Origin of the sequence: Marinobacter sp. CHS3-4 (genome assembly GCF_030053415.1) — a bacterium.
GTDB lineage: Bacteria > Pseudomonadota > Gammaproteobacteria > Pseudomonadales > Oleiphilaceae > Marinobacter.
In genome coordinates this window covers 62,083-86,332 of sequence record NZ_JASGBJ010000005.1, presented here as the reverse complement: position 1 = coordinate 86,332, position 24,250 = coordinate 62,083, and the positions used below count along the sequence as shown (strand labels likewise).

The 24,250-nt window shown below is 55.5% G+C and carries 20 protein-coding genes and 3 tRNA genes; 7 read left to right on the top strand and 16 right to left on the bottom strand.

Translation table 11 applies throughout. From position 1 onward, the window contains the following. Positions 1-53 precede the first annotated feature (53 nt). The 4 genes from QLQ17_RS16705 to dbpA form a co-directional block, all read right to left on the bottom strand. Positions 54-1,388, bottom strand: coding sequence for a sodium ion-translocating decarboxylase subunit beta (locus QLQ17_RS16705; protein WP_283210748.1), 1,335 nt, complete (start codon positions 1,386-1,388; stop codon positions 54-56). A 13-nt stretch (positions 1,389-1,401) separates the two neighbouring features. Further along, positions 1,402-3,201, bottom strand: a complete 1,800-nt coding sequence (gene oadA, locus QLQ17_RS16700) for a sodium-extruding oxaloacetate decarboxylase subunit alpha (protein ID WP_283210747.1) — start codon at positions 3,199-3,201, stop codon at positions 1,402-1,404. A 42-nt stretch (positions 3,202-3,243) separates the two neighbouring features. Further along, complete coding sequence (locus QLQ17_RS16695) at positions 3,244-3,495, bottom strand: OadG family protein (RefSeq protein WP_283210746.1); 252 nt, start codon at positions 3,493-3,495, stop codon at positions 3,244-3,246. Positions 3,496-3,719: 224 nt separating this feature from the next. Next, on the bottom strand, positions 3,720-5,093 hold the full coding sequence (gene dbpA, locus QLQ17_RS16690) for an ATP-dependent RNA helicase DbpA (RefSeq protein WP_283210745.1): 1,374 nt from the start codon (positions 5,091-5,093) through the stop codon (positions 3,720-3,722). A gap of 101 nt (positions 5,094-5,194) precedes the next feature. Here dbpA and QLQ17_RS16685 point away from each other — a divergent pair, with 101 nt between their 5' ends. Then, the gene (locus QLQ17_RS16685) at positions 5,195-5,731 is read left to right on the top strand and encodes a DUF2058 domain-containing protein (RefSeq protein WP_283210744.1); all 537 of its coding nucleotides are present in this window, start codon (positions 5,195-5,197) and stop codon (positions 5,729-5,731) included. Between the two features lie 59 nt (positions 5,732-5,790). On the opposite strand, the gene QLQ17_RS16680 is transcribed toward QLQ17_RS16685, so the two are convergent. From QLQ17_RS16680 to alaS, 6 genes are all read right to left on the bottom strand, one after another. Further along, positions 5,791-5,867 (bottom strand) — tRNA-Arg (locus tag QLQ17_RS16680). Positions 5,868-5,897: 30 nt separating this feature from the next. Continuing rightward, positions 5,898-5,974: transfer RNA gene (locus tag QLQ17_RS16675), tRNA-Arg, on the bottom strand. Positions 5,975-6,059: 85 nt separating this feature from the next. Beyond that, positions 6,060-6,150: transfer RNA gene (locus QLQ17_RS16670), tRNA-Ser, on the bottom strand. Positions 6,151-6,211: 61 nt separating this feature from the next. After that, a complete protein-coding gene (csrA, locus tag QLQ17_RS16665; RefSeq protein WP_283210743.1) occupies positions 6,212-6,409 on the bottom strand; it encodes a carbon storage regulator CsrA in 198 nt (65 codons plus the stop codon). A 181-nt stretch (positions 6,410-6,590) separates the two neighbouring features. Continuing rightward, positions 6,591-7,826: an aspartate kinase gene (locus QLQ17_RS16660; protein ID WP_283210742.1), complete on the bottom strand. Its 1,236-nt coding sequence runs from the start codon at positions 7,824-7,826 to the stop codon at positions 6,591-6,593. Between the two features lie 83 nt (positions 7,827-7,909). Next, complete coding sequence (gene alaS / locus QLQ17_RS16655) at positions 7,910-10,540, bottom strand: alanine--tRNA ligase (RefSeq protein ID WP_283210741.1); 2,631 nt, start codon at positions 10,538-10,540, stop codon at positions 7,910-7,912. Between the two features lie 97 nt (positions 10,541-10,637). Here alaS and QLQ17_RS16650 point away from each other — a divergent pair, with 97 nt between their 5' ends. Further along, complete coding sequence (locus QLQ17_RS16650; RefSeq protein WP_283210740.1) at positions 10,638-11,180, top strand: RDD family protein; 543 nt, start codon at positions 10,638-10,640, stop codon at positions 11,178-11,180. Positions 11,181-11,190: 10 nt separating this feature from the next. Here QLQ17_RS16650 and lptG read toward each other — a convergent pair whose 3' ends face one another. After that, positions 11,191-12,252 (bottom strand): LPS export ABC transporter permease LptG, encoded by a 1,062-nt coding sequence (gene lptG, locus QLQ17_RS16645; protein WP_283210739.1) that lies wholly within the window; start codon positions 12,250-12,252, stop codon positions 11,191-11,193. Beyond that, positions 12,245-13,348: an LPS export ABC transporter permease LptF gene (gene lptF / locus QLQ17_RS16640; RefSeq protein ID WP_283210738.1), complete on the bottom strand. Its 1,104-nt coding sequence runs from the start codon at positions 13,346-13,348 to the stop codon at positions 12,245-12,247. The genes lptG and lptF overlap by 8 nt, the downstream gene beginning before the upstream one ends. A 190-nt stretch (positions 13,349-13,538) precedes the next feature. On the opposite strand from lptF, the gene QLQ17_RS16635 reads away from it, so the two are divergent. Both QLQ17_RS16635 and QLQ17_RS16630 read left to right on the top strand, forming a co-directional pair. Then, complete coding sequence (locus QLQ17_RS16635; RefSeq protein ID WP_283210737.1) at positions 13,539-15,032, top strand: leucyl aminopeptidase; 1,494 nt, start codon at positions 13,539-13,541, stop codon at positions 15,030-15,032. Then, complete coding sequence (locus QLQ17_RS16630; RefSeq protein ID WP_283210736.1) at positions 15,019-15,489, top strand: DNA polymerase III subunit chi; 471 nt, start codon at positions 15,019-15,021, stop codon at positions 15,487-15,489. The genes QLQ17_RS16635 and QLQ17_RS16630 overlap by 14 nt, the downstream gene beginning before the upstream one ends. 6 nt (positions 15,490-15,495) lie before the next feature. On the opposite strand, the gene QLQ17_RS16625 is transcribed toward QLQ17_RS16630, so the two are convergent. Beyond that, on the bottom strand, positions 15,496-16,140 hold the full coding sequence (locus tag QLQ17_RS16625; protein ID WP_283210735.1) for a DNA-3-methyladenine glycosylase family protein: 645 nt from the start codon (positions 16,138-16,140) through the stop codon (positions 15,496-15,498). A gap of 117 nt (positions 16,141-16,257) precedes the next feature. Between QLQ17_RS16625 and QLQ17_RS16620 the strand changes: the two genes are divergently transcribed. From QLQ17_RS16620 to QLQ17_RS16610, 3 genes are read left to right on the top strand one after another with little or no spacing between them, the layout of a single operon-like run. Beyond that, on the top strand, positions 16,258-19,110 hold the full coding sequence (locus QLQ17_RS16620; protein ID WP_283210734.1) for a valine--tRNA ligase: 2,853 nt from the start codon (positions 16,258-16,260) through the stop codon (positions 19,108-19,110). Between the two features lie 3 nt (positions 19,111-19,113). Continuing rightward, positions 19,114-20,034: a ketopantoate reductase family protein gene (locus QLQ17_RS16615; RefSeq protein ID WP_283210733.1), complete on the top strand. Its 921-nt coding sequence runs from the start codon at positions 19,114-19,116 to the stop codon at positions 20,032-20,034. Positions 20,035-20,048: 14 nt separating this feature from the next. Then, complete coding sequence (locus tag QLQ17_RS16610) at positions 20,049-20,606, top strand: cob(I)yrinic acid a,c-diamide adenosyltransferase (RefSeq protein ID WP_283210732.1); 558 nt, start codon at positions 20,049-20,051, stop codon at positions 20,604-20,606. A 43-nt stretch (positions 20,607-20,649) separates the two neighbouring features. Here QLQ17_RS16610 and QLQ17_RS16605 read toward each other — a convergent pair whose 3' ends face one another. The 3 genes from QLQ17_RS16605 to ampD form a co-directional block, all read right to left on the bottom strand. Next, on the bottom strand, positions 20,650-22,680 hold the full coding sequence (locus QLQ17_RS16605) for a methyl-accepting chemotaxis protein (protein WP_283210731.1): 2,031 nt from the start codon (positions 22,678-22,680) through the stop codon (positions 20,650-20,652). A 107-nt stretch (positions 22,681-22,787) separates the two neighbouring features. After that, positions 22,788-23,675: a regulatory signaling modulator protein AmpE gene (gene ampE, locus QLQ17_RS16600; protein WP_283210730.1), complete on the bottom strand. Its 888-nt coding sequence runs from the start codon at positions 23,673-23,675 to the stop codon at positions 22,788-22,790. Continuing rightward, a complete protein-coding gene (gene ampD / locus QLQ17_RS16595; RefSeq protein WP_502867399.1) occupies positions 23,675-24,241 on the bottom strand; it encodes a 1,6-anhydro-N-acetylmuramyl-L-alanine amidase AmpD in 567 nt (188 codons plus the stop codon). The genes ampE and ampD overlap by 1 nt, the downstream gene beginning before the upstream one ends. Positions 24,242-24,250 lie beyond the last annotated feature (9 nt).

Below are 24,250 nucleotides of genomic sequence, written 5' to 3'. Positions count from 1 at the left end.
CATAAAAAAGCCCCGCACAAAGGCGGGGCTTTTTTCAGACCGCGGTGTATTGATCAGCCGAGGAGCTTGATCATCACACCCGCAGCAACCGCAGAGCCGATAACACCAGCCACGTTCGGGCCCATCGCGTGCATCAGCAGGAAGTTCTGCGGGTTGGCTTCCAGGCCAACCTTGTTGGATACCCGCGCTGCCATTGGCACCGCAGACACACCGGCAGAACCGATCAGCGGGTTGATCTGTTCCTTGCTCAGCTTGTTCATCAGCTTCGCCATCAGAACACCACACATAGTGCCGATACCGAAAGCCACGATGCCCAGCCCCAGGATACCCAGTGTCTGACCGTCCAAGAACTTGTCAGCCATCAGCTTAGAGCCAACCGAGAGGCCCAGGAAGATGGTCACGATGTTGATCAGCGCGTTCTGTGCCGTATCGCTTAAACGCTCCACCACGCCACACTCACGCATCAGGTTACCGAAGCAGAACATACCCAGCAGCGGCGCCGCGTCAGGCAGGAACAGGACCACGGCAATCAGAACCACCAGCGGGAAAACGATCTTCTCTTTCTTGCTGACAGGCCGCAGCTGACTCATTTTAATCGCACGTTCTTTCTGGCTGGTCAGTGCCTTCATGATCGGCGGCTGAATCATTGGCACTAACGCCATGTAGGCATAAGCCGACACCGCTATCGCACCCAACAGATGTGGAGCCAGTACGCTTGAAACATAGATCGAGGTCGGACCATCCGCGCCACCGATAATACCAATGGCAGCGGCTTCCAGAATGGTGAATTCCAGAATACCCAGCCAGTCCAGCAAAGCCGCACCCAGAACGGTACCGAAGATCCCGAACTGAGCCGCAGCGCCCAACAGCAGGGTCTTCGGGTTAGCCAGCAACGGGCCAAAGTCTGTCATGGCACCAACCCCCATGAAGATCAACAGCGGGCCAACGGTGCTGCCGATCACCACGGAGTAGAAGTTATACAGCATGCCGTTGCCATAACCGTTGTCCTGCGCAATGGCATTGGCCATAGCCATATCAGAGTAGCTGGCTTCCTTCACCGCAGCTCTGAACGCATCTTTCAGCTCCGGCGTTACCGCCTGTCCAGCTTGATAGGCCACATCCAGAGGGGCGGCCAGCAGGGCAAGAAGCTGGGACGATTCGGTCTTCAAGGCAAAGTGAATGGCATTTTCCGCCGCGGTCAGAGCAAGCCCTGCCTCGGGAATGTTAGCCAGAATGCCGCCAAAACCAATCGGTACCAGCAACAGCGGCTCAAATCCTTTGCGAATCGCAAGGAACAGAAGAAGAAGGCCGATGGCAATCATCACCACCTGACCCGGTTCGATGTTGAACAGGCCACTACCTGTCCAGAGTGTCATTAACTTTTCCATGGAATGCTGGCCCTTATCCGATTGTCAGCATTTCATCACCAACGGAGACGGCATCACCGACCTTGATGAAGACTTCGCCGATGGTTCCGGCTTTGGGTGCGCGCACCTCGGTTTCCATTTTCATGGCCTCGAGAATGATCATCACGTCCCCTTCTTCAACCGCGTCACCTGGTGAAACCAATACCTTGAAGATATTGCCGCCCAGCGGAGCGGGCACTGGCTCACCGTCACCAGCGGCTGGCGCAGGTGCAGCTGCAGGTGCCTGACCACCAGAGCTGGCGCCATCGCTACCCTGTATCTGAGTGATTTCGCCACCTTCGCTGACAGCAACCACATACTCTTTTCCGTTCACTTCAACGGTGTAGGTTTCCGGGCCACCTTGCTTGGCAGGCGCAGAAGCCGCCGCAGCACTCTCGGCGGTCGGAACCGGCTCGAATGCGTCCGGGTTGCCACGATTCTCAAGGAACTTCAGACCGATCTGTGGGAACAGCGCGTAGGTCAGAACGTCGTCAATCTCGTTCTCGGCCAGCTTGATGTCTTTCTCGCCAGCGATCTGTTTCAATTCGTCGGTCAGTTTGTCCATCTCTGGGTCAAGCAGGTCCGCCGGACGGCAGGTTACGGGCTCTTTTCCATCCAGAACACGCTCTTGCAGTTCCTTGTTGAACTCCGCAGGCGCAGCGCCGTACTCGCCCTTCAGAATGGCAGAGGTCTCTTTGGAGATGGACTTGTAACGCTCACCTGTCAGAACGTTCAGAACGGCCTGAGTACCAACAATCTGAGAAGTCGGAGTTACCAGAGGAATGAAGCCGAGGTCTTCACGAACCCGTGGAATCTCGTCCAGTACCTGATCAAACTTGTCGGTGGCGTTCTGCTCCTTGAGCTGGTTCTCCATGTTGGTCAACATGCCGCCCGGAACCTGAGCAATCAGGATGCGGGAATCGGTGCCACGCAGGCTACCTTCGAATTGAGCATACTTCTTGCGAACCTGACGGAAGTAAGAGGCAATTTCTTCAAGTAGATTCAGATCCAGGCCAGTATCGCGGTCTGTACCCTCAAGAATGGCAACGACGGCCTCGGTGGGCGAATGACCATAAGTCATGCTCATGGAAGAGATGGCCGTATCGACATTGTCGATGCCCGCTTCTGCCGCTTTAATGGCGGTAGCGGTAGACATACCTGTGGTGGCATGACACTGCATGTGAATCGGCACGTCCAGTTCTTTCTTCAGGCGGGTAACCAGGTCAAACGCCACGTAAGGCTTCAGGATGCCTGCCATGTCTTTGATGGCAATGGAATCTGCCCCCATGCTGGCCACTTCTTTAGCCATGTCGACCCACATTTCAATGGTGTGGACGGGGCTGGTGGTGTAAGCGATGGTGCCCTGGGCATGCTTGCCGGTTTTCTTCACGGCTTTGATGGCAGTGTCCAGGTTACGTGGATCGTTCATCGCATCGAAAATACGGAACACATCCACGCCGTTTTCAGCGGCACGATCACAGAAACGTTCAACAACGTCATCCGCATAATGACGATAGCCCAGCAGGTTCTGACCACGCAGAAGCATTTGCTGTTGCGTGTTCGGCATCGCCTTTTTCAGCTCGCGGATGCGCTCCCATGGATCCTCGCCCAGGTAGCGGATGCAAGAATCAAACGTCGCGCCACCCCAGGATTCCAGTGACCAGAAGCCAACTTGATCGAGCTTCTCTGCAATCGGCAGCATGTCGTCCAGGCGCATGCGGGTGGCCAGCAGGGATTGGTGGGCATCACGCAGGATAACGTCCGTAATCCCTAACGGTTTCTTTGTATCAGTCATCGTGTCAGCCTTCTGTTTAAAGGTTCTAATCTGTCCGCCCGGTCACTTCTTGTGGCGCGACCGGTATTGTGCAATAGCTTTCTTAATGGCTTCGGCAGTGTCAGGATCAACTGATTTCGGCGCCGAAGACTTTGCACGAGGCGTTTTAGCCGGAGTGGCAGGTTCCGGAGGGCCGAGCCTGAGAACCAGCTTGGACATGAGCAGAGTTGCGAACACCAGAATAATCAGGAATACGAACACAAACCCCATGCCTGCGATCATCAGATCGACGGCTTGTGACATCAGCTCACTCATATCAAATAGCTACCTGTGTTGAGTGTTGATTTCCCCGAAAGCTAGGCAGGCTGCGGTCTACGACTTTATGCTAAGACTACGCCAAACAATTCGGGAGGCAAAATCCCGCGTAATTTACCGTTTTCCGGCTCCCTGAGCAAGCTAATGGCATCTTTCAATAAGGGGTTTCCGAGCATCAGCAGCTAAAAAAATGGCCTTCCAATGCCATTTTTTCGACGACTGTTTCACGCGTATCGAACCCGTAACTTTCGCCCTTTGATTCGACCGCTTTCCAGGCGCTCAAGTGCCTTGGCAGCAATCTCTTTTTCGACGGCAACGAAGCACTGAAAATCAAACAGGTCGATCTTGCCAACGGCTTTACCCGGAATGCCAGCCTCGCCGGTAAGCGCTCCCAGCACATCACCGGGACGCACTTTGTCCTTACGGCCGCCAGCAATACACAGAGTTTTCATGGTCGGCGAAATAGGCTTGTCAGGAACCGCCAATAGGGCCTCCGAGTCGCCCCACTCTACCGACTGCTTTCGTTGTTGTTCGAGGCGATTAATCTTGTGTGCCTGCGCGGGTGCACAAAGTGTGATCGCCATACCTTGTTCTCCCGCGCGGCCGGTGCGACCGATGCGGTGCGTGTGAACCTCTGCGTCCCGGGCCGGCTCTACGTTGACCACCAGAGGCAGAGATTTAATATCCAGCCCGCGGGCCGCAACGTCGGTCGCCACCAATACGGTACAGCTTTTGTTTCCGAAGCGAACCAGGACGCTATCCCGTTCCCGTTGTTCCAGATCTCCGTGCAATGCCAGCGCCGAAAATCCGCGCTCGTTCAGCGCGGCAGCCAACTCGTCGCATTGCTGCTTTGTATTGCAGAATGCAATGCAAGAGTCAGGCTGACGCGAGGAAAGTAATGCCCGCAGTGCGCCCACCTGCTGGCCAGGCGCAATTTCATAGAACAACTCTGTGATGTCAGCCGCCACGGGCGCCTGTTCGATTTTTATATCTTCCGGAGCGGTCTGATAGCGCTCGCTGAGCAGTCTGATGGGTTTTGGCCAGGTGGCAGAGAACATCAGTGTCTGCCGCTTCTCAGGGCATTGACCAATGATGTCCTGCACTGCGTCCTCAAACCCCATATCGAGCATCCGGTCTGCTTCATCCAGGACCAGGGTTTTCAAACGATTCAGGCGAAGCGTACCCTTGCGGAGGTGGTCCTGGATCCGCCCCGGCGTTCCCACCACAAGGTGGGCGCCATGGCTAAGCGAGCCAATCTGAGGTCCGATGGAGACCCCGCCACATAGAGAAAGGACTTTGACGTTGTCTTTTGCACGGGCAAGCTCTCGAAGCGACTTCGCTACCTGATCAGCCAGTTCCCGGGTTGGACAAAGCACCAGTCCCTGCACAGAAAAAGCTCCAACATTAAGAGCTTCCACCAGTGGAATGCCAAACGCGGCGGTTTTGCCGCTACCGGTCTGAGCCTGAGCTATCACATCTTTGCCCGCCAGCGCCGGAGGCAGAGCCGCCGCCTGAACCGGAGTTGGGGTATCGAAGCCCAGCTTTTCGAGATTTGAACGCATGGGCTCGGACAAGCCGAACTGACTGAAGGCAGACATAAGAAATTCCCGGACGATAAAAAAGGTGGCTTAGACGCAGCGCCATTGGCGGGTATAATCCGGGGAGTTTACCAGATTAAGAACCAATTGACGGAGCCTTTATGCCATCCCTGCAGGATCAACTCCTGAAAGCCGGACTTGCCGATGAAAAGAAAGCAAAGGCGGTTCGCAACGAAAAAAGAAAGCAGCGCAAGCAGCAGCCCAAAGGTGCCGTTGAGGTCAATGAAACCGAAGAACGTGCCCGCAAGGCGCGAGAAGAGCAGGCGGAACGGGATCGCCAGTTGAACCTCGAACGCAAGAAAGAGGCTGACAAAAAAGCCATTCAGGCACAGATCCGTCAACTGATTGAAACCAATCGCCTGGATCTGTCAAACGGAGAGACGCCCTATCAGTTCGTTCACGACAAGAAAATCAAAAAGATCTATGTGACCGATACCATGGCCGATCAGCTGGCACGCGGCAGGTTGGCCGTTGTTCAACTGAATGATTCCTACGAAGTTGTTGCGGAAGGCGTCGCCCGAAAAATCATGGAACGAGATGAGAGTGCTGTCGTTGCCTTGCATGACCGTCAGGCAGACGACGTCGGTGACGACGACCCGTATGCGGGATATGAGATTCCGGATGATCTGATGTGGTAACCCGACAAACAAAACGCCCCGGCCTGCATGGAGCAAACCGGGGCGCTTTGATTTAAATATGGCGCGGCTGGAAGGATTCGAACCTTCGACCGCCTGGTTCGTAGCCAGGTACTCTATCCAGCTGAGCTACAGCCGCTTAAAACTGAGGAGCAAGTATTGAAAGAAGTGGCGCGGCTGGGAGGATTCGAACCTCCGACCGCCTGGTTCGTAGCCAGGTACTCTATCCAGCTGAGCTACAGCCGCGCGTTAATCACTTGCTTCGGTTGAACGCCACTTCAACCTGTCTCACCTTTCCAAAACGGCCAAACAATGACGGCCAAAAAGGAAATGGCGGAGAGGGAGGGATTCGAACCCTCGATACGCGCAATGCGTATGGTTCCTTAGCAGGGAACTGGTTTCAGCCACTCACCCACCTCTCCTTGAGAACGGGGCGTATACTACCATAATTTTTCTGTTTTCATAGGGTTGACACGCGTTTTATCAGCTATTGCCTGGTTCAGGCTCTTCAGGGTCCTTTTCACTCTGAATACGCTGATAAATTTCTTCGCGGTGAACCGCTACCTCTTTCGGCGCATTAACGCCAATACGAACCTGATTCCCCTTAACCCCTAGAACGGTCACGGTGATGTCGTCACCGACCATCAGAGTTTCGCCAACACGGCGAGTCAAAATTAACATGTCCTTTTACTCCCTCTTTGAAGAGATGCCTGTTCCGACAATTGTATACTTCACGCCTTTGTAGCGGGATCACTTACCTGGCCATATCCGTGTATAAACGGATGGGCCAAGGCAGAGCCTAGACAAGCAAATGATACCCTTTTTATACACCCCGGGTAGGATCATCGAGCAAAGCCGACAATCAGGCGTCCTCTACCGCAGGTTTATCCAGCTCAAACGCACTGTGCAACGCCCCAACTGCAAGCTCAAGATATTTTTCGTCAATCACCACAGAAATCTTGATTTCAGAGGTGGAAATCATAAGGATGTTGATGCCTTCATTCGAAAGCGCTTCGAACATTTTGGTAGCAACGCCAGCATGAGAGCGCATGCCCACCCCAACGATACTCACTTTTGCAATCTTGCTGTCGCCGCTGACCTGGCGAGCACCCAGCTCATCCGCTACCTGCTGAAGAATGGACTGAGCAGATCTAAAGTCGTTCCGATGAACAGTAAACGTGAAATCCGTGCGATTATCCGCACCGACGTTCTGAACGATCATATCCACTTCGATGTTGGCGTCACTGACGGGTTTCAGGATCCGTAGAGCGCTGCCTGGCGTGTCAGGCACGCCTGCTATGGTGACCTTGGCTTCATCTCGGTTAAATGCGATGCCAGAAACGACCGGTTGTTCCATGACGTTTTCATCCTCAAGTGTAATCAGAGTACCCTCGCCTTCCTCAAAGCTGGAGAGCACTCGCAATGGAACGTTGTATTTACCTGCAAATTCGACGGCGCGGATCTGAAGCACCTTTGACCCCAGGCTTGCCATCTCGATCATCTCTTCGAAGGTGATCTTTTTTAGGCGTCGGGCGCTGTCCACTACCCTGGGATCCGTGGTGTAGACACCGTCTACGTCTGTGTAGATCTGGCATTCATCCGCTTTCAGGGCAGCCGCCAGAGCAACGGCCGTCGTATCTGATCCGCCGCGGCCAAGAGTGGTAATGCTGCCATTATCATCAATACCCTGGAAGCCAGCCACTACGACAACCCTGCCCGCGTCCAGGTCTTCGCGCATGCGCTGCTCGTCAATCTGTTTGATGCGAGCCTTGGTATGACTGCTGTCAGTCAGGATCCGCACCTGCGAGCCCGTGTAAGATCGGGCGGCGCAACCGCGCTTTTGCAGCGCCATGGACAACAAGGCAATCGTGACCTGCTCGCCCGTGGATACCAGTACGTCCATTTCCCGCGGCGTAGGCTCTTCCATCACTTCATTGGCAAGGCCGATCAAGCGGTTGGTTTCGCCACTCATGGCTGAGACCACCACTACCACGTCGTGTCCTTCACTACGAAAGCGCGCCACCTTTTCGGCAACCGCTTCAATACGCCCGGTAGTACCGACAGACGTACCACCAAATTTCTGAACCAATAGCGCCATTGTCTTTGCGATGTCCTAGATCAAAACCAGCGAATTCGACAAGCGGGCGAGTATAAACGTCCGCAAGGCGTTACAACAGACGGTTACCCCAGATTATTTTTAACCCAGTCCGGAATGCCCGCCAGGGCATCGGCCAGTTTCGATGGATCGTTTCCGCCACCCTGGGCCATATCCGGTCGGCCGCCACCCTTACCATCTACCTGAGCGGCAAGATGCTTCATCAGATCGCCTGCCTTGATTCTGTTCGTTGCCGATTTGGTAACACCCGCAACCAGGGTCACCTTGCCATCCTCAACACTGGCCAGAACAACCACGCCTTCGCCCAGCTTGTTCTTGAGCTGGTCGGCGGTTTCCATCAGCGACTTTCGGTCGGCACCTTCCATTTCAGAGGCCACCACCTTCAGCCCATCCACTTCAACCGCGGAACCCGCAAGATCCGAACCGGCCGAACTGGCGAGCTTCGCCTTGAGCGCGTCTACGTCTTTTTCCAGCTGCCGGTTACGGTCAAGGGTCTGCTGAATCTTATCAATCAGGGATTCGCGGGATCCTTTCACCAGCTTCGCGGCCTCGCGCAGGGCACGGTCGGTTTCCTCTACCCATTGCAGAGCACCGAATCCGGTCACCGCCTCGATGCGACGTACACCTGATGAAATGCCGCTTTCTGAAGTAATCCGGAACAGCCCAATATCGCCGGTACGGGACACGTGGGTACCACCACACAGCTCAACGGAGTAATCCTCTGTGCCCATGCTCAACACACGAACCACGTCACCGTATTTTTCGCCGAACAGGGCAACCGCTCCTTTTTCCTGAGCCTTTTCCATGTCCGTGATTTCGGTCTGAACCGGCGTATTATCCAGTATTTGCTCGTTCACCTGGTGCTCAATTTCACGAAGTTCTTCCGGCGTCACCGGCTCGAAGTGAGAGAAATCGAAGCGCAGTTTGTCAGGATCCACCAGAGAACCCTTCTGGTTTACATGATCGCCCAGCACCTTCTTCAGCGCGGCGTGCAAAAGGTGGGTCGCTGAGTGGTTGCGCTTGGTCCGCTCGCGACGGGCATGATCAATTCGAGCGTCCACTTCCAGCCCCGGGAACAGTTCACCTTCAATCAGAGTACCGATGTGTAGGTGGTTGTCGCCTTCTTTCCGGGTGTCATTGACCTGGAATCGACCACCGCTCCAGGTTAACAGGCCGGTATCGCCTACCTGGCCGCCGGATTCCGCGTAGAACGGCGTGCGCTCAAGCACTACTACCGCTTCGTCGCCCGCCTCGGCTGTTTTCTCGTCACCGTCCACAACCACGGCACGGATCGTTTCATGCCCATCAATGTGGTCGTACCCGGTAAACTCGGTTTTGCCGTCAAACTTGAGGCCTTCCGCGTTGTAATCAATCCCGAACTTGCTCGCTGCCCGGGCCATCTCACGCTGACGTTCCATGGCCTTTTCATACCCGGCATAGTCGAGAGTAAGGCCACGTTCACGAGCAATGTCATTCGTCAAATCAACCGGGAAGCCGTAGGTGTCGTATAGAGTGAAAATTGTCTCGCCCGGGATCTCAGACCCTTTCAGTTCGGCAATATCCTGTTCAAGCAGACGCAGGCCATTGTCGAGGGTCTTGGCAAACTGTTCTTCTTCCTGCAGCAAAACCTTTTCAATCTGCTTCTGGCTACTGACCAATTGCGGATAGGCCTCGCCCATCAGTTCTACGAGTGCTGCCGTCAGCTGATAGAAAAACGGCTTGGTCGCACCCAGCTTGTTGCCATGACGAGCGGCACGTCGAATGATGCGACGCAGCACAAAACCACGACCTTCGTTGGACGGCATCACGCCGTCGGAAATCAGGAAGGCACAGGAACGGATGTGATCGGCCACCACGCGCAGCGAGGCTTCGGTCGTATCCACGCCGCCCAGAATCTGGGAAGCGGCCTTCAGAAGGTCCTGCATCAGGTCGATTTCGTAGTTGCTGTGAACGCCTTGCAGCACCGCCGTGATTCGCTCAAGCCCCATGCCAGTATCCACCGACGGCTTGGGTAGCGGCAGCATTTCACCGTCCGATTGACGGTTGTACTGCATAAAGACCACGTTCCAGATCTCGATGTATCGGTCGCCATCTTCTTCCGGGCTGCCAGGCGGACCACCCGCCACGTCCGGTCCGTGATCGTAAAAAATCTCCGTGCAGGGGCCACAAGGGCCGGTATCGCCCATCTGCCAGAAGTTGTCGGAGGCATAGGGCGCGCCTTTGTTATCGCCAATACGGACGATGCGATCGGCAGGCACACCGATTTCCTTGTTCCAGATCTCGAAGGCCTCGTCATCGGAGGCGTAGATAGTGACCCAGAGCTTTTCCTCTGGAAGCCCCAGCCACTCTTTACCGGTCAGGAAAGTCCAGGCGTAGTTGATGGCGTCACGCTTGAAATAATCGCCAAAACTAAAGTTGCCGAGCATTTCAAAAAAGGTATGGTGCCTCGCGGTGTAACCCACGTTTTCAAGATCGTTGTGCTTGCCGCCCGCACGAACGCACTTCTGGGATGTCGTGGCACGGGTGTAGTCGCGGTCTTCGCGACCAAGAAACACATCCTTGAACTGGTTCATTCCCGCGTTCGTAAAGAGCAACGTCGGGTCGTCCGCAGGCACCAGCGAACTGCTCGAAACGATGGTATGACCTTGTTGTTTGAAGTAGTTCAGGAACGCCTGACGCAGCTCTGCGGTTTTCATAGCCCTTTGATACCTTTGTGTATTACATGCGCTTGCAAATCGGCTACTCTAGCACACGCCCGAATCAGGAAAAACGAGAAACGTCACAGGAGACCCCATGCCCCATCGCTTTCATTCGGAAGATGAGCTGCTGGCGCCCGCTACCTTTATTAAACGGCTGATGGCGGTGATATACGATGGGCTGATTAGCGTCGCAGTGCTGCTGGTAACGACCTGGGCTTACACCATTGTGGCCGGGTATATCGTCGGTTGGGATAAATACGAAAAGATGGCCGAGGAAGGCACCATTGGCGCCGACCCGATTCTGACCTTCGTCCTGTTTCTGGTGCTGTATCTGTTCTTTGGATACTTCTGGACCAAAAATGGCCAAACGCTGGGGATGCAGGTCTGGCGCATTCGAATTCAGAACCTCAATGGCGTATCGGTTTCCTGGTCGCAGGCGTTGCGCCGCTACGTGGCTGCAGCAGCCATACTGTATGCCGCCCTGATGGGCGCCTACTTCCTGAATGCGGCGACGCTGTTTGTCACCGTCCCTGCCATTGTCGCTCTGTTTTATCCGATTAACGGCCTCTCCCTCACAGACCGCGCCTCTGGAAGCATGGTGGCCATCGTGCCGAAAGAGGAAAAAACAAAGAAATAATAGCCGCAGGCTAACCGGCGCGTCTCATCAGAATGACGCCAACAACGGCGTTAATCGCGATGGGTAGCAGAATAGCGATGATTGGATTAAAGCCAAACACCACGCTCATTGGCCCAAGCAGGTCCTGCATGTATTTAAACAGCAGCCCCACAATCAGGCCGGTAAACACGCGAAACCCCATGGTTACCGACCGCAGGGGACCAAAGATAAACGAGATGGCCACCAGCACCATTACCGCGGTACCCAACGGCATCAGCACCTTTTTCCAGAACGCCAGCCAATAGTTGGCAGCGTTAAGCCCCTGCTCTCCCAGGTAGCTGGCGTATGTATAGAGCCCACTGATGGCCAGGTCCTCAGGCTTGACGATCAGCACGCTCAGAACGTCCGGTGACAGCCCCGATTCCCAGCGCAGGGAGCGATGGGATTCCTGTGAGGTTTCCGTATCACTGAGCTGCGTTGTCGTCACGTTTTCCAGCAACCAGTGATCGCCCAGATAGATCCCTCGTTCCGCAAAACTTGCCGTCACAAGCCAACGATCAGAATCAAATTCGAACAGGGACACGCCATGCAAAACCCCATTGGGCTGCACAGCGTTCAGGTGCATAAAGGTGTCCCCCTCCCGATGCCAGACACCGGATGCAGACGCCACGTTTTGCCCGGCACCCTGAGCCACGGCTTTCTGGCTTTGGGCCATACGCTCGGCCTGGGGCGCCACAAACTCGCCAATCAATACACCCAGAACCACAACCACCAGGGCCGGCTTCATCGCAGACCAAACAATGCGTTTAAGTGACACGCCTGCGGCCCGGATGACGGTCAGCTCCGAAGAACTGGCCAGAGTACCAAGCCCGACCAGACATCCCATGAAAGCCCCCAGGGGCAGATAGTCATAAATTCGCCGTGGCAGGGTGAGCAGCACATAAAGCAGCGCCTCCAGAGTCTGATAGTCGTTCCTGGCGTCTTCCAGTTCGGCGATAAAGGCAAAGATCACATCCAGCGACAGCACCACCACCATCACCAGGAACATGGCACCGCCCACAGTCGACATCACATACCGGTCGATCTTACGCATGCTGCTCTCCCTCCCGGAGCAATCTGCGGCGGTATAGCCAGGCCGGACCAAACTGTAGCCACAACCCCAGGCACAGGAAAAGCAGGTGTACCCATAACAGCCCAATCCACTCCGGCACCTTGCCGTTCTCAAGCGCATCCCTGGCCACAATCAACAATCCCAGATAAGTGATATACACCAGCATGGCGGGCAATAAATGAAAGAAGCGGCCCTGGCGGGGGTTCACGCGGCTGAGCCTGACCGCAAGCAGGGTGACGATGGGAACGATCAGCGGAAGCGTAAAGCGCCAGTGGAGCATGGCCCGGTCTTCCAGCTTATCGGATTCCATCAGGGTTCGAGTGCTCACGCCTTCTTCCAGAGCGCGGTTTCTGGCTTTGCCGCTCTGCACCCGTAGCCCATAGGCGTCAAAACCGGTCACGTCGTAATCAAGCTGTCCCGGTTTTCCTTCGAAGCGGGCGCCGTCTTCAAGAACCAGAAATCGACTGCCGGTTTCTTCGTCCACCAGTTGCGACCCTTCCCTGGCCGTAATAATCGACAGCCCTTCCTGGTTCTTTCCATACTGGGCGATAAACACCCCTTTAAGCCGTCGCTTGTCATCACTAAGACCTTCGGTATAAGTCACCCGTCCACCGGACGACAGGGTCTGGAAACGGCCAGGCGCAAGTAGCTCGAACTCGGTAGCCTGACGCTGCTCGTTGAAAATCTGTTCTACCTGTTTCATGCCCCAGGGAGATACATACAGGCTCATGGCACCAACGGTGAGCATGACCGGAATGCTGGCCAGAAGTGTTTTCCCCAACAGCTGTTTTTCGCTGACACCGCAGGCGAAGAGCACCGTCATCTCGCTTTCGAGATACATGCGTCCATACGCCAGGAGTATGCCGATAAAAAAACCGAGCGGAAGAATGAGTTCCAGAAACCCGGGGAAACGGTAGGCCATGATCTGGAACAAAACATCGCCCGCCAGCTCGCCGGCCGCCGCATCAGCCAGATACTTGATGAACCGGCCGCTCATGAACACCAACAGAAGAATGCCGGAAACGGCCAGCATACTGATGATTACCTGTCGGGCAAGGTAGCGGAAAACAATGCTCAAAGCGGACTCTCAGTGCCAGCTTGATCCGGCGTCAGTGAAATTCACGGTTCGCCGTATTCTATGTAACCTCGACGGCGAATGACAGCGTACCTGCGTTATCACTATGAGGATAACAGGCTGAACGTGCTTGATAATTCACGAACGAAGCCCAATGCTATACACAGTCGATAAAAACGAAACGGGAGTTGCCATGAATTTTACGTTGAGCAGTAAACCGATCACCGACATCAAGGCAGACTGCCTGGTGGTTGCCTTGCCCGAAAAAGGCACCTGGCCAGAGTCCACCACCCGGGCAGACGAGCTGCTGGGCGGCCAGATCAAAACACTGCAGAAAAACGGAGATGCCACTGGTAAAACCGCTTCAACTTTGTTGGTCCCGCTTGAGGGTCAGCCCTGGAGCAGGCTGCTGATTGTGGGCACCGGCGCCGACAAAGACAGAACTCCGACCGCTTACCGAAAAGCCCTCATCGCCACTGCCGGGCAAATCAGTGACGGGCCTTCAAAACACGCGGCCATCGCCCTGGCCGATACGCCGGTCACTGGCCCAGAGGCGTCCGGTTCGGAAACCGCAAAGCTGAACCTGATTGGACGGATACTCGAAGATCAGTTCTACCGTTTCAGTGGTTTTAAAAGCGAGAAGCTCTCTACCCGCAAGCTCGCCAAAATTACCGTCACCGCCTCAGGCACCGGCAAGGCCCTGAAAGACGCTTTCAACCTTGGGCTGGCCACCGGTCGCGGTATGAACCTGACCAAAGATCTTGGCAACACGCCGCCAAACGTATGCCATCCTTCCTGGCTGGCAGAACAAGCAGAGAAGCTTTCCAAGGAATACGACGTCGTTAAGACTGACGTGCTTGATGAAAAGCAGATGAAGAAATTGGGCATGAACAGCCTGCTTTCGGTATCCGCAGGCAGCGCCCAACCTGCCAAGCTGATTGTCATGGAGTATCGCGGCGGAAAAGCCGACGAGAAGCCCTACGTTCTTGTGGGTAAAGGCATCACCTTCGACACCGGCGGCATCAGCCTGAAACCCGGCGAAGCCATGGACGAAATGAAGTACGACATGGGTGGCGCTGCTGCCGTGTTCGGCGCCATGCGTACCGTCGCCGAGACCAAACCGAAAATGAACGTGGTTGCGGTCATCGCCGCAGCAGAAAACATGCCCAGCGGCACCGCCACAAGGCCGGGGGATATTGTCACATCCATGTCCGGCCAGACCATAGAGATCCTCAATACGGATGCCGAAGGCCGACTGGTACTGTGTGATGCGCTCACCTATGTGAAAAAATTCGATCCCGAGGTTGTGGTCGATATGGCCACCCTGACAGGCGCATGCATCATAGCGCTGGGCAGCCACGCCACAGGCCTGCTCAGTAACAATGATGCCCTTGCCAATGACCTTTTGGCCGCGGGTGAGCGCGCAGGCGACCGGGCATGGCGCCTTCCGCTCTGGGACGAATACCAGAGCCAACTGGACAGCAACTTCGCCGATATGCAGAACATAGGTGGACGCCCAGCGGGCACCATAACCGCGGCCTGTTTCCTGTCCCGCTTCGCCAAGGACTATCGCTGGGCGCACCTCGACATTGCCGGCACGGCCTGGCTGTCAGGTAAAGCCAAAGGCTCTACCGGTCGCCCTGTACCCATGCTGGTCGACTACCTGATGTCCAATGTCGGCAAGTAACGACGCCAGTAGCATCCAGGATCAACGCTACTGGTTTTACATTCTGGCCCAGGCATCCCCTGCGGCCAGACACAACCACGCAGTGAAACTGGCTGACAAGGCCTATCAACAGGGCGACCGGGCCTGCATTGTCTGCGATACCATGCAGCAGGCGCAGGAACTGGATGAGTTGCTCTGGAATTTCCGGCCCGAAGCGTTTGTGCCACACAGCGTGGTGCCGGATTCAGCCAGCACCACCACCGACCCGGTTGCCATCCTGCTTTGCCCTCCGGCGGCGGATGAGTGGGATACCGTCATCTTACTGTCGGCAACCCTGCCAGCTGATGCCGATCGATTCCGACGATTGGCACTGATTGCCCATAATGATGAGCAGGTTCTTGATCAGGCGCGCTCCCAATTCCGTCAACTGAAAGCGCTGGGTATCACCCCTCAAGTGCACGACCAACGCAAGCGTTAATAACACTCAGGGGTATTGCCCACGCTCGGCCAGGTAATGCACCCATAGGAGCCTTGCGGCCACCGCCCGCCAGGGCTTCCAGACTTCAGCAATGACGGTCTGTTGATCTCGCTTCGGCGGCTGATCAAGGCCTTTGATGCCCTGCATGGCCGACGCAAGCGCCAGGTCACCGTGGGGCCACACATCCGGGTGCTTAAGCGCCATCATGTAGTACACATCCACACTCCACTCACCCAGCCCCGGCACCGCCAGCAAGGCTTTCTTGCCATCGACATAGGGTTCGTCCGCCAATGAGTCGAGCGCTAACCGACCGTCAGTGACATGCAACGCCAATTCATGACAGTACCGTGATTTCTGACGTGTCAGCCCCCGCGCTTTTAAACCAACTTCGCCTACGGCCAGGACGTTGGCAGGCGTGATACCACCCAGATGATCACTCAAACGCTGAAACACAGTTTGAGCTGCTTTGAGCGATATCTGCTGTTCCAGGATGATCTGAACCAAGGTGGTGAAACCGGGCTCCCGCCCCCAAAGCGGCGGCGTGCCGTATTGCCGAACCACCGGTTCCAGATCGGGATCCAAACTGACAAGCTCATCAATCGCAGTTTCCAGAGTCTCGGTATTCAACGCCTGATGTCGTTTACTGGACAAGAAAATCTCCCTCGTTTAAGCCGATTGTTCGGGTTCGCCGGAGTGACAGCGAGCATGTATAATCCCGGTCTTTGAATTGTTCCGAAGCAACCCATCAAACGGTCACCAGAAAAACCCATGGAAAAAACCTACCAGCCCGAAAACATTGAGCGCCAGTGGTATGAAAACTGGGAATCCAAAGGCTATTTTCGCCCGTCGGGTGAAGGCCAGTCCTACAGCATCGCCATTCCCCCGCCCAATGTGACCGGCAGCCTGCATATGGGCCACGCGTTCCAGCACACCATCATGGATACGCTCACCCGTTTCAAGCGTATGCAGGGGCGGAACACACTCTGGCAAGTCGGCACCGACCATGCGGGCATCGCAACCCAGATGGTCGTCGAACGGAAACTGGCGGCAGAGGAAGACAAGTCCCGCCACGATCTGGGCCGCGAGGAATTCATCCGCCGCATCTGGGACTGGAAAGCCGAATCGGGTGGCACCATCACCCGCCAGATTCGCCGCATGGGTAACTCCGTCGACTGGGATCATGAGCGGTTCACCATGGATGACGGTTTCTACAAAGCCGTTCAGGAAGTGTTCATTCGCCTCTACGATGAGGGGCTGGTGTATCGCGGCAAGCGCCTGGTGAACTGGGACCCGAAACTCCATACCGCCATTTCCGATCTGGAAGTGGAAAACAAGGAAGAAAAGGGATTCTTCTGGCATCTGCGCTACCCGCTGGCCGACGGCGAGAAAACCCAGGATGGCAAAGACCATCTGGTCGTCGCCACTACCCGGCCGGAAACCATGCTGGGCGACACGGCGGTAGCGGTACATCCGGACGACGAGCGTTACCAGCATCTCATCGGCAAACACGTTAACTTACCGCTTGTGGGGCGTCGTATCCCGATCGTTGCCGATACCCATGCCGACCCGGAAAAAGGCAGCGGCTGCGTCAAGATCACCCCTGCTCACGACTTCAACGACTACGCCGTCGGCAAGCGTAACAATCTGGTGATGATCAACGTGATGACTCCGGATGCGTCGATTCGGTCCGTTGCGGAAGTTGTTAATCCTGACGGTACTGAAAATACCGACGTGGACGGCAGCCTGCCCGAACAATATGCCGGCCTGACACGCGAAGACGCCCGGAAACAGATCGTTGCAGATCTGGATGCAAAAGGTCTGGTCGAGGAAGTGGAAGACCACGTACTCAGCGTTCCCCGTGGAGACCGCTCTGGCCTGATCATCGAACCCATGTTGACCGATCAGTGGTTTGCAGACGCTAAAACTCTCGCCAAGCCAGCCATTGAGGCCGTCGAGGATGGGCGCATCCAGTTCGTGCCAAAGCAATACGAGAACATGTATTTCTCCTGGATGCGAGACATTCAGGACTGGTGTATTTCAAGACAGCTGTGGTGGGGTCACCGTATTCCGGCCTGGTACGACGCCAACGGTAATATTTACGTGGGGCGCAGCGAACAGGAAGTTCGTGAAAAGCACGGCCTCGACACCGACATTACCCTGAGCCAGGACGAAGACGTGCTGGACACCTGGTTTAGCTCGGCGCTTTGGACCTTCGGAACCCTCGGTTGGCCAGAAATCACCGAGCGTCTGAAAGCGTTCCATCCGACGGACGTTCTGGTGACCGGCTTCGACATCATTTTCTTCTGGGTCGCCCGGATGATCATGATGACCATGCACTTCATGAAGAACGAAGACGGTACGCCACAGGTTCCTTTCCACACAGTGTATGTGACCGGCCTGATCCGTGACGAGCACGGTGACAAGATGTCCAAGTCCAAGGGCAATGTGATCGATCCACTGGACATGGTGGACGGCATACAGCTGGACGATCTGCTGGAAAAGCGCACTGGCAACCTGATGCAGCCAAAACTGGCCGAGAAAATTGCCAAGCGCACCAAGAAAGAATTCCCGGAAGGCATCACGGCTCATGGCACCGATGCCCTGCGTTTCACCCTGGCGTCCATGGCCACCACGGGACGCGACATCAACTGGGACATGAAGCGCCTGGAAGGCTATCGGAACTTCTGCAACAAGCTGTGGAACGCTGCGCGCTACGTGCTGATGAACACCGAAGGCGAAGACTGCGGCGTGAACGACGAGCCAGTCACTCTGTCCCTGGCGGACCGCTGGATCATCAGCGAACTGCAGCGTTGCGAGCAGGACGTGATCCGCCATCTGGATCAATACCGGTTTGATCTGGCGTCCTATGCACTGTACGAGTTCATCTGGAACGAGTACTGCGACTGGTATCTGGAGCTGTCCAAACCGGTTCTCAGCGACGACAGTGCCAGTGCCGAGGCTAAACGCGGCACCCGACGGACCCTGGTTCGCGTGCTGGAGGCGGTGCTGCGACTGGCCCACCCGATCATGCCTTACATCACCGAAGAGATCTGGCAGAAGATTGGTCCCCTGGCCGGCAAGCAGGGCGACAGCATTATGCTGCAGCCTTATCCTCAGCCAGACAGCCGTAAGCAGGACGACGCCGTTGCCGCCGACATTGAATGGTTGAAAGGCGTGATTGTCGCGGTTCGGAATATACGCGGCGAAATGAATATTTCCCCGGCAAAACAGATTCCCGTGCTGCTTCGCGGTCAAAGCGCCGAGGACAAGCGTCGGATGGACGACAACCGCCAGTTCCTGATTTCTCTAGCCAAGCTGGAAACCCTTACCTGGTTTGACGAAGGCGAAGCGCCCATGTGCGCCACTCAGTTGGTTGGCGACATGGAAGTCATGGTTCCCATGGCCGGTCTGATCGACAAAGACGCCGAATTGAAGCGCCTGGACAAAGAGCTGGAGCGGCTTCAGAAAGAGGTGGCGCGATTGGAAGGCAAGCTTGGTAATGAGAAATTCACGGCCAAGGCGCCTGCAGACGTTGTCGAGAAAGAAAAACAGAAACTGGCGGAAGCCCAAAGCAGCGCCAGCCGCCTGACGGACCAACGGTCTGCCATCGAGGCCATGTAAGCCTTGCCCTCTTCAGCGCACGACACAAGGCCGGTAGCCATTCTTGGCGCCGGCTCACTCGGGCGCCTGTGGGCAGGCTACCTGCCACCCCGACACGCCTTTTTCCTGCCTCGCAAAGCTTCGGATACGTTGGCGCGCTATCAACTGCAATCCCCCGAGGGAGGTTGCAGTGAATGCAATGTGACTGTGTGTTCCGCCCAGCAATGCGAACCCAGCCTGCTTGTCGTCACCACCAAGGCCGGTGACACTTTGCAGGCCCTTGAATCCGCGCTTCCCTACATCCCCACTGCAGTGCCGGTGGTCCTGTTCCAGAATGGCATGGGCTTGCAGGACATTGTCGCGAATCGCTGGCCAGAGCGGCCTATTCTGGCCGCCAGTACCACCGAAGGTGCCAACCGGCCTGATACCGACCTGCTAGTGCATGCGGGTCGCGGTCAAACCTGGATTGGCGGCCTGAATGCCGCCGGGCAAACCGCTGTCGATTTTGTAATCCAAGGGCTTTCCAGCAGCGGCCTGGCTCTGACGGCAGAGCCGAACATCCACCAGCGTCTCTGGAACAAACTGGTGGTCAATGCCGGCATCAACGCTTTTACGGCCCTGCTGAACTGCCCAAATGGCGATATACTTTCAGATCCCTTCTACCTTGAACGCATTGACGCCCTGAGCCATGAGATTGCCAGTATCATGGCCATCGACGCTGCGGAGCCCATGTCTGCCAACGCCATCAAATCAAGAATTGAGGAAGTCGCGCGCAGCACCGCAAACAATACGTCTTCCATGCGCGGCGATATCCTGAGGGGACGAAAAACCGAAATAGACTTCATCAACGGGTACATCGTCAAACTCGGAAATAAAGCGGGCCTTGCGACACCAGTGAACCAAATGCTGATCCACAAGGTACAAGAACTTACCGAAACCGAATGACCGGGAGCCATACCATGGGCAATCGCCTTTCCAAGATTTATACACGTACAGGGGACGATGGTTCCACAGGCCTGGCGGACGGCAACCGCATAGCCAAAAGCGCTCAGCGCGTTGAGGCGATGGGCACAGCCGACGAGCTCAACTGCCACATTGGGCTGCTGATTGAGACCCTGGACGATGGCGACGAACTGATTGAAACCCTTCGCCGTGTTCAGCACCACCTGTTCGACCTGGGTGGTGAATTTGCCATTCCCAACAGCAATGTCATTGGCGACGAACACATCCAATGGTTGGAAAATACGCTCGACACACAGAATGAAGCTCTGCCGCCACTCAAGAACTTCGTACTCCCGGGCGGTTCCCCTGCCGCAGCTCAGTGCCATATGGCGAGGGCCGTATGCCGCCGTGCAGAACGTGTGGTGGTGGCCTTAAGCCATGAAGATTCGATTAATAACGAATCCCGTCACTACCTGAACCGGCTCTCGGATCTGCTATTCGTAATCGCCAGAAATCTGGCGCGCCGCAACGGCGGTGAGGAAATACTCTGGGAACAGAAAAAATCAGGAATCTGATGGGGATAGCTGATGCTCCGGCCGCGGCCGGAGCATCGGTTTACTAAACTTTGAAAGCTTCAACCAGACGCTGAAGCGACGCCGTGAGATCAGACATCTCGCGGGACGATGCCAGCGTCTCTTCGGCATTATCTGCCGTGGTCTGACCCAGCACACTGATCTGCTCAACGTTGGTATTCACGTTCTTCGCCACTGCAGACTGCTCTTCCGCTGCCTGAGCGATTTGATGGCTCATGTCCACGATCATCGAAATACCTTGCGCAATTCGGTCGAGCGCTTCCGTCACTTCCGTGGACTTTTGAACCGTTGTTTCAGTGACATCGTGGCTGTTGGTCATGGCGCTTACAGCGTCTTTCACGCCGCTCTGCAGACGGGAAATCATCCCTTCAATCTCTTCCGTGGATTTGTGGGTGCGCTGCGACAGCGACCGTACTTCATCCGCAACCACTGCAAAACCACGCCCCTGCTCACCGGCTCGCGCAGCCTCGATAGCCGCGTTCAGTGCCAGCAGGTTGGTCTGCTCGGCAATTGCCTTGATTTCAACCAGCACCTGACTGATGTTGTCACTATCTTTGTTGACCCGATTGATCACTTCAACGGCACCGGAAATTTCCGTCGCCAGTTTGTTGATCGTGCCAACGGTATCGGCCACCACCTGGCGGCCTTTCTCCGTATCCTCTTCGGCACTTCCCGCACTGTCTGCGACCCGGTGTGCACTCTCGGTCACTTCGTTTACCGCTTCTACCATCTGATTCATGGCTTCATTGATCTGGCCAGACTCTTCCATCTGCCGGGACACGGCTTCGCTGTTCGCGGCTGCCGTGTCATTGACGCGAGTTGCCTGCTGATCCACGTCCGAGGTCGTGCGGCTGACAGAGCGAATCAGTTCCGCCATCTTGTCTGTCATGTTATTGAACTCGGTGGTCAATGCACCCAGTTCATCGCGGTTTTCGAGCGCAATGTGAGTGGTCATGTCACCTGCTGCCACCGAACGTGCCGCCTGGCTGAACTTGGTGATGGCATTGCGAACCGACATGAAAAATCCGATATACAGGTACACAACGATCAACAGGATGATAATCAGTGCGGCAATGATCAGCTGCCGCTGCCCCTGCTCTGCAGATAATCGAGAAGTCAGATCGTTGCGAACCACCTCAAAGATCGCCGCGGTCGCTTCGTTCAAATGACCGATCTCGTCTTCTACCAACGCACTAAAATTCTGCCAGGACATTTCGAGGCGCATGGGTGTAATGATGTTCGTATCGAGTTGATCGCGAACCCGAATCAGGCTGCCATCAATCTTCTCAAATGCACCACCGCTGATTTGCTCGAGCGTCGGTGAAGCCTCCAGAGCAACGGCAAGCGACGGGGCCAATAACGAAGAATTATTGGTCAGCTGGTCGTAAATCCCATTGAGCGAGTCACTCATGGCATAACCAACCTGTCCCTCAAGCAGCGCATAGCCACCAAACGATCGGGCGCGACCCAGGACGCTTCGGGCATCCGGGAAAGAATCCCGAACAAGGCCAAGTAACAACAAATTTTTGCGAGACTCATCCTGCCCCAGGCCAGAAATCTGTATGGTGGCCGACAGCAAGGCTCGGACTTTTTGAACGAATTCCTGATAGTACTTGAACTGAGGATCTATGTTGCTCTGATAACTGTCTTCAGACACCAGGGTGTTCCAGTCGTCAGTCACCTGGGCAACCTGTTCTGACCAGTTTCCAGAGGCGTCAAACAAAACATCCGCATTGCCGAGCTCTTCAAGCAAGGTATCAATTCGGTCGCCGATTTCATTGGATTGGGCCAACAGTTTCTCGTCGTCTTTAATCTTGCCAGGCGCACGAAAATCACGATAGGCCATCGACTCGCGCAGAAGCAGATCAACCTTTTCAAGCTGCTCAAGACCTTCAACACCACGGGTCATGGTGTCGACAGACCGATTCACTTCGCTGATCACGAGCCAGGCCAGCATCACAATCGGAAGCAGAAAAAGAATGCTGATGAGGCTGAACTTGTAAAACATCGGTAGCCGGTTCATCAGCGCGACGGCAGGCTTGATCAACAGCTTCACGTACACCCCCAAAGATCTTTTTATTCTCGTTAATAACTTTGTCGGCTAACTTACTACAAAGTTGAGATTTTTTTCGCTTTAAAATGTAAATTTTGTTGTTATGTGGGCTAGATTACCCCCGCAATCACCAATAAGGCCAGCAAACATATCCAGACCAGCATACTGCGATTGAGCAACCCTCGAATAGCTGCAACGCTGCTGTGGGCAAAGTCCGGCCAATTATCCGGATGCAGTTGTGAAAAACGCTCAGGTTCCAGCTCATAACCACTCAGGGCGCTGCTGGCCGACGCCAAGAGAGCATCACTGTTGGGCCTGCTGGCATTCAGTAAAGACGACTGACCCTGTTTTAGCCACCCGGAAAGATCTCCTGCGATACCGAACGTCAGCCCCAGCAGCCTGGCGGGAAGAAAATTCAGGGCATTGGCCAGGCGACCAAAACCCGGCCTGGCAGCGGCGTGTGGCCAATGATCCCGAAGCGCAATCAGAGCCCTCGAAACGAAAGCTCCGGCAAGACCACCGATGACATACCAGAACGCTATGACAAAATAGCGCTCGAATATCTGCGCGATCAGTCGTTTCGACAGGCTTCGGTGCATCTGTTCCGGGGACGATGCCGCGCCTCGTTCATCGACCGGCAGAAAATCCCTCACCCTGATCCAGGCAGCCTGCATATCTCCCCGACGCCAGGCCTCGGTGTAGCTCTCGAGCATCGGAGTAAGTCCTGGCGCGCCCATCAGTACCAATAGCAGGACGAAGCCCAGCGGATGCACCAGCAGAGACCAGCCTGCCTCTCTTAGAAGATACTCGCCAGCAGCCAGTAAAACGGCCGGAATGGCAATTGTCAGAAGACCGCGTAACAGATGGGACTCTTTGCCTGGCTGAACCGTGTGGGCATTTGCGAAACTGCTTCTCCAGAGCGCATCCCCCTGCAACAACCCGGCCTGATCACACTTTCGACGCAGGATGTAAGCCGCCAGAAACACCAGAAATTCCATCAGGTGATGCTCCGCTGGGAATCCAATCTGTTCATGGTTGCCCGGTATCTTGCCCACTTAAAGGCGGGTCCGGGATCGGTCTTCCGCCCTGGCGCTATATCGCTGTGGCCCGTAATTCGTCGCGACGTTATTTCTGGCCACGCAGCCCTGATCAACAGCGTAAGCACCGATAGTTGGTCGTACTGTTCATCGGTATAGGGAATATTGTCAGTGCCTTCAAGTTCGATACCAATGGAAAAGTCATTGCACTCCACTTCGCCCTCGAAGCTTGACCTGCCTGCATGCCAAGCCCGATCCCATAAATTGACGAACTGGATAACAGACCCGTCTCTGCGGATCAGCAAATGGGAGGACACCTTCAGGTCGGCGATCTCTGCAAAAAAAGGGTCGGCGGATACGTCCAGCTCATTGCAAAAAAAGCGCTCTATCGAATCACCGGTGAAATCGCCAGGCGGCAGGCTGATGTTGTGGACCACCAATAAACTGGGTGTCTGGCCCTCTGGTCGCTGATTGAAGTTGGGGGACGCGCACCAGCGTGCGAATGGCACGCGGCCAGTGGATCTCAATTCGCTGGC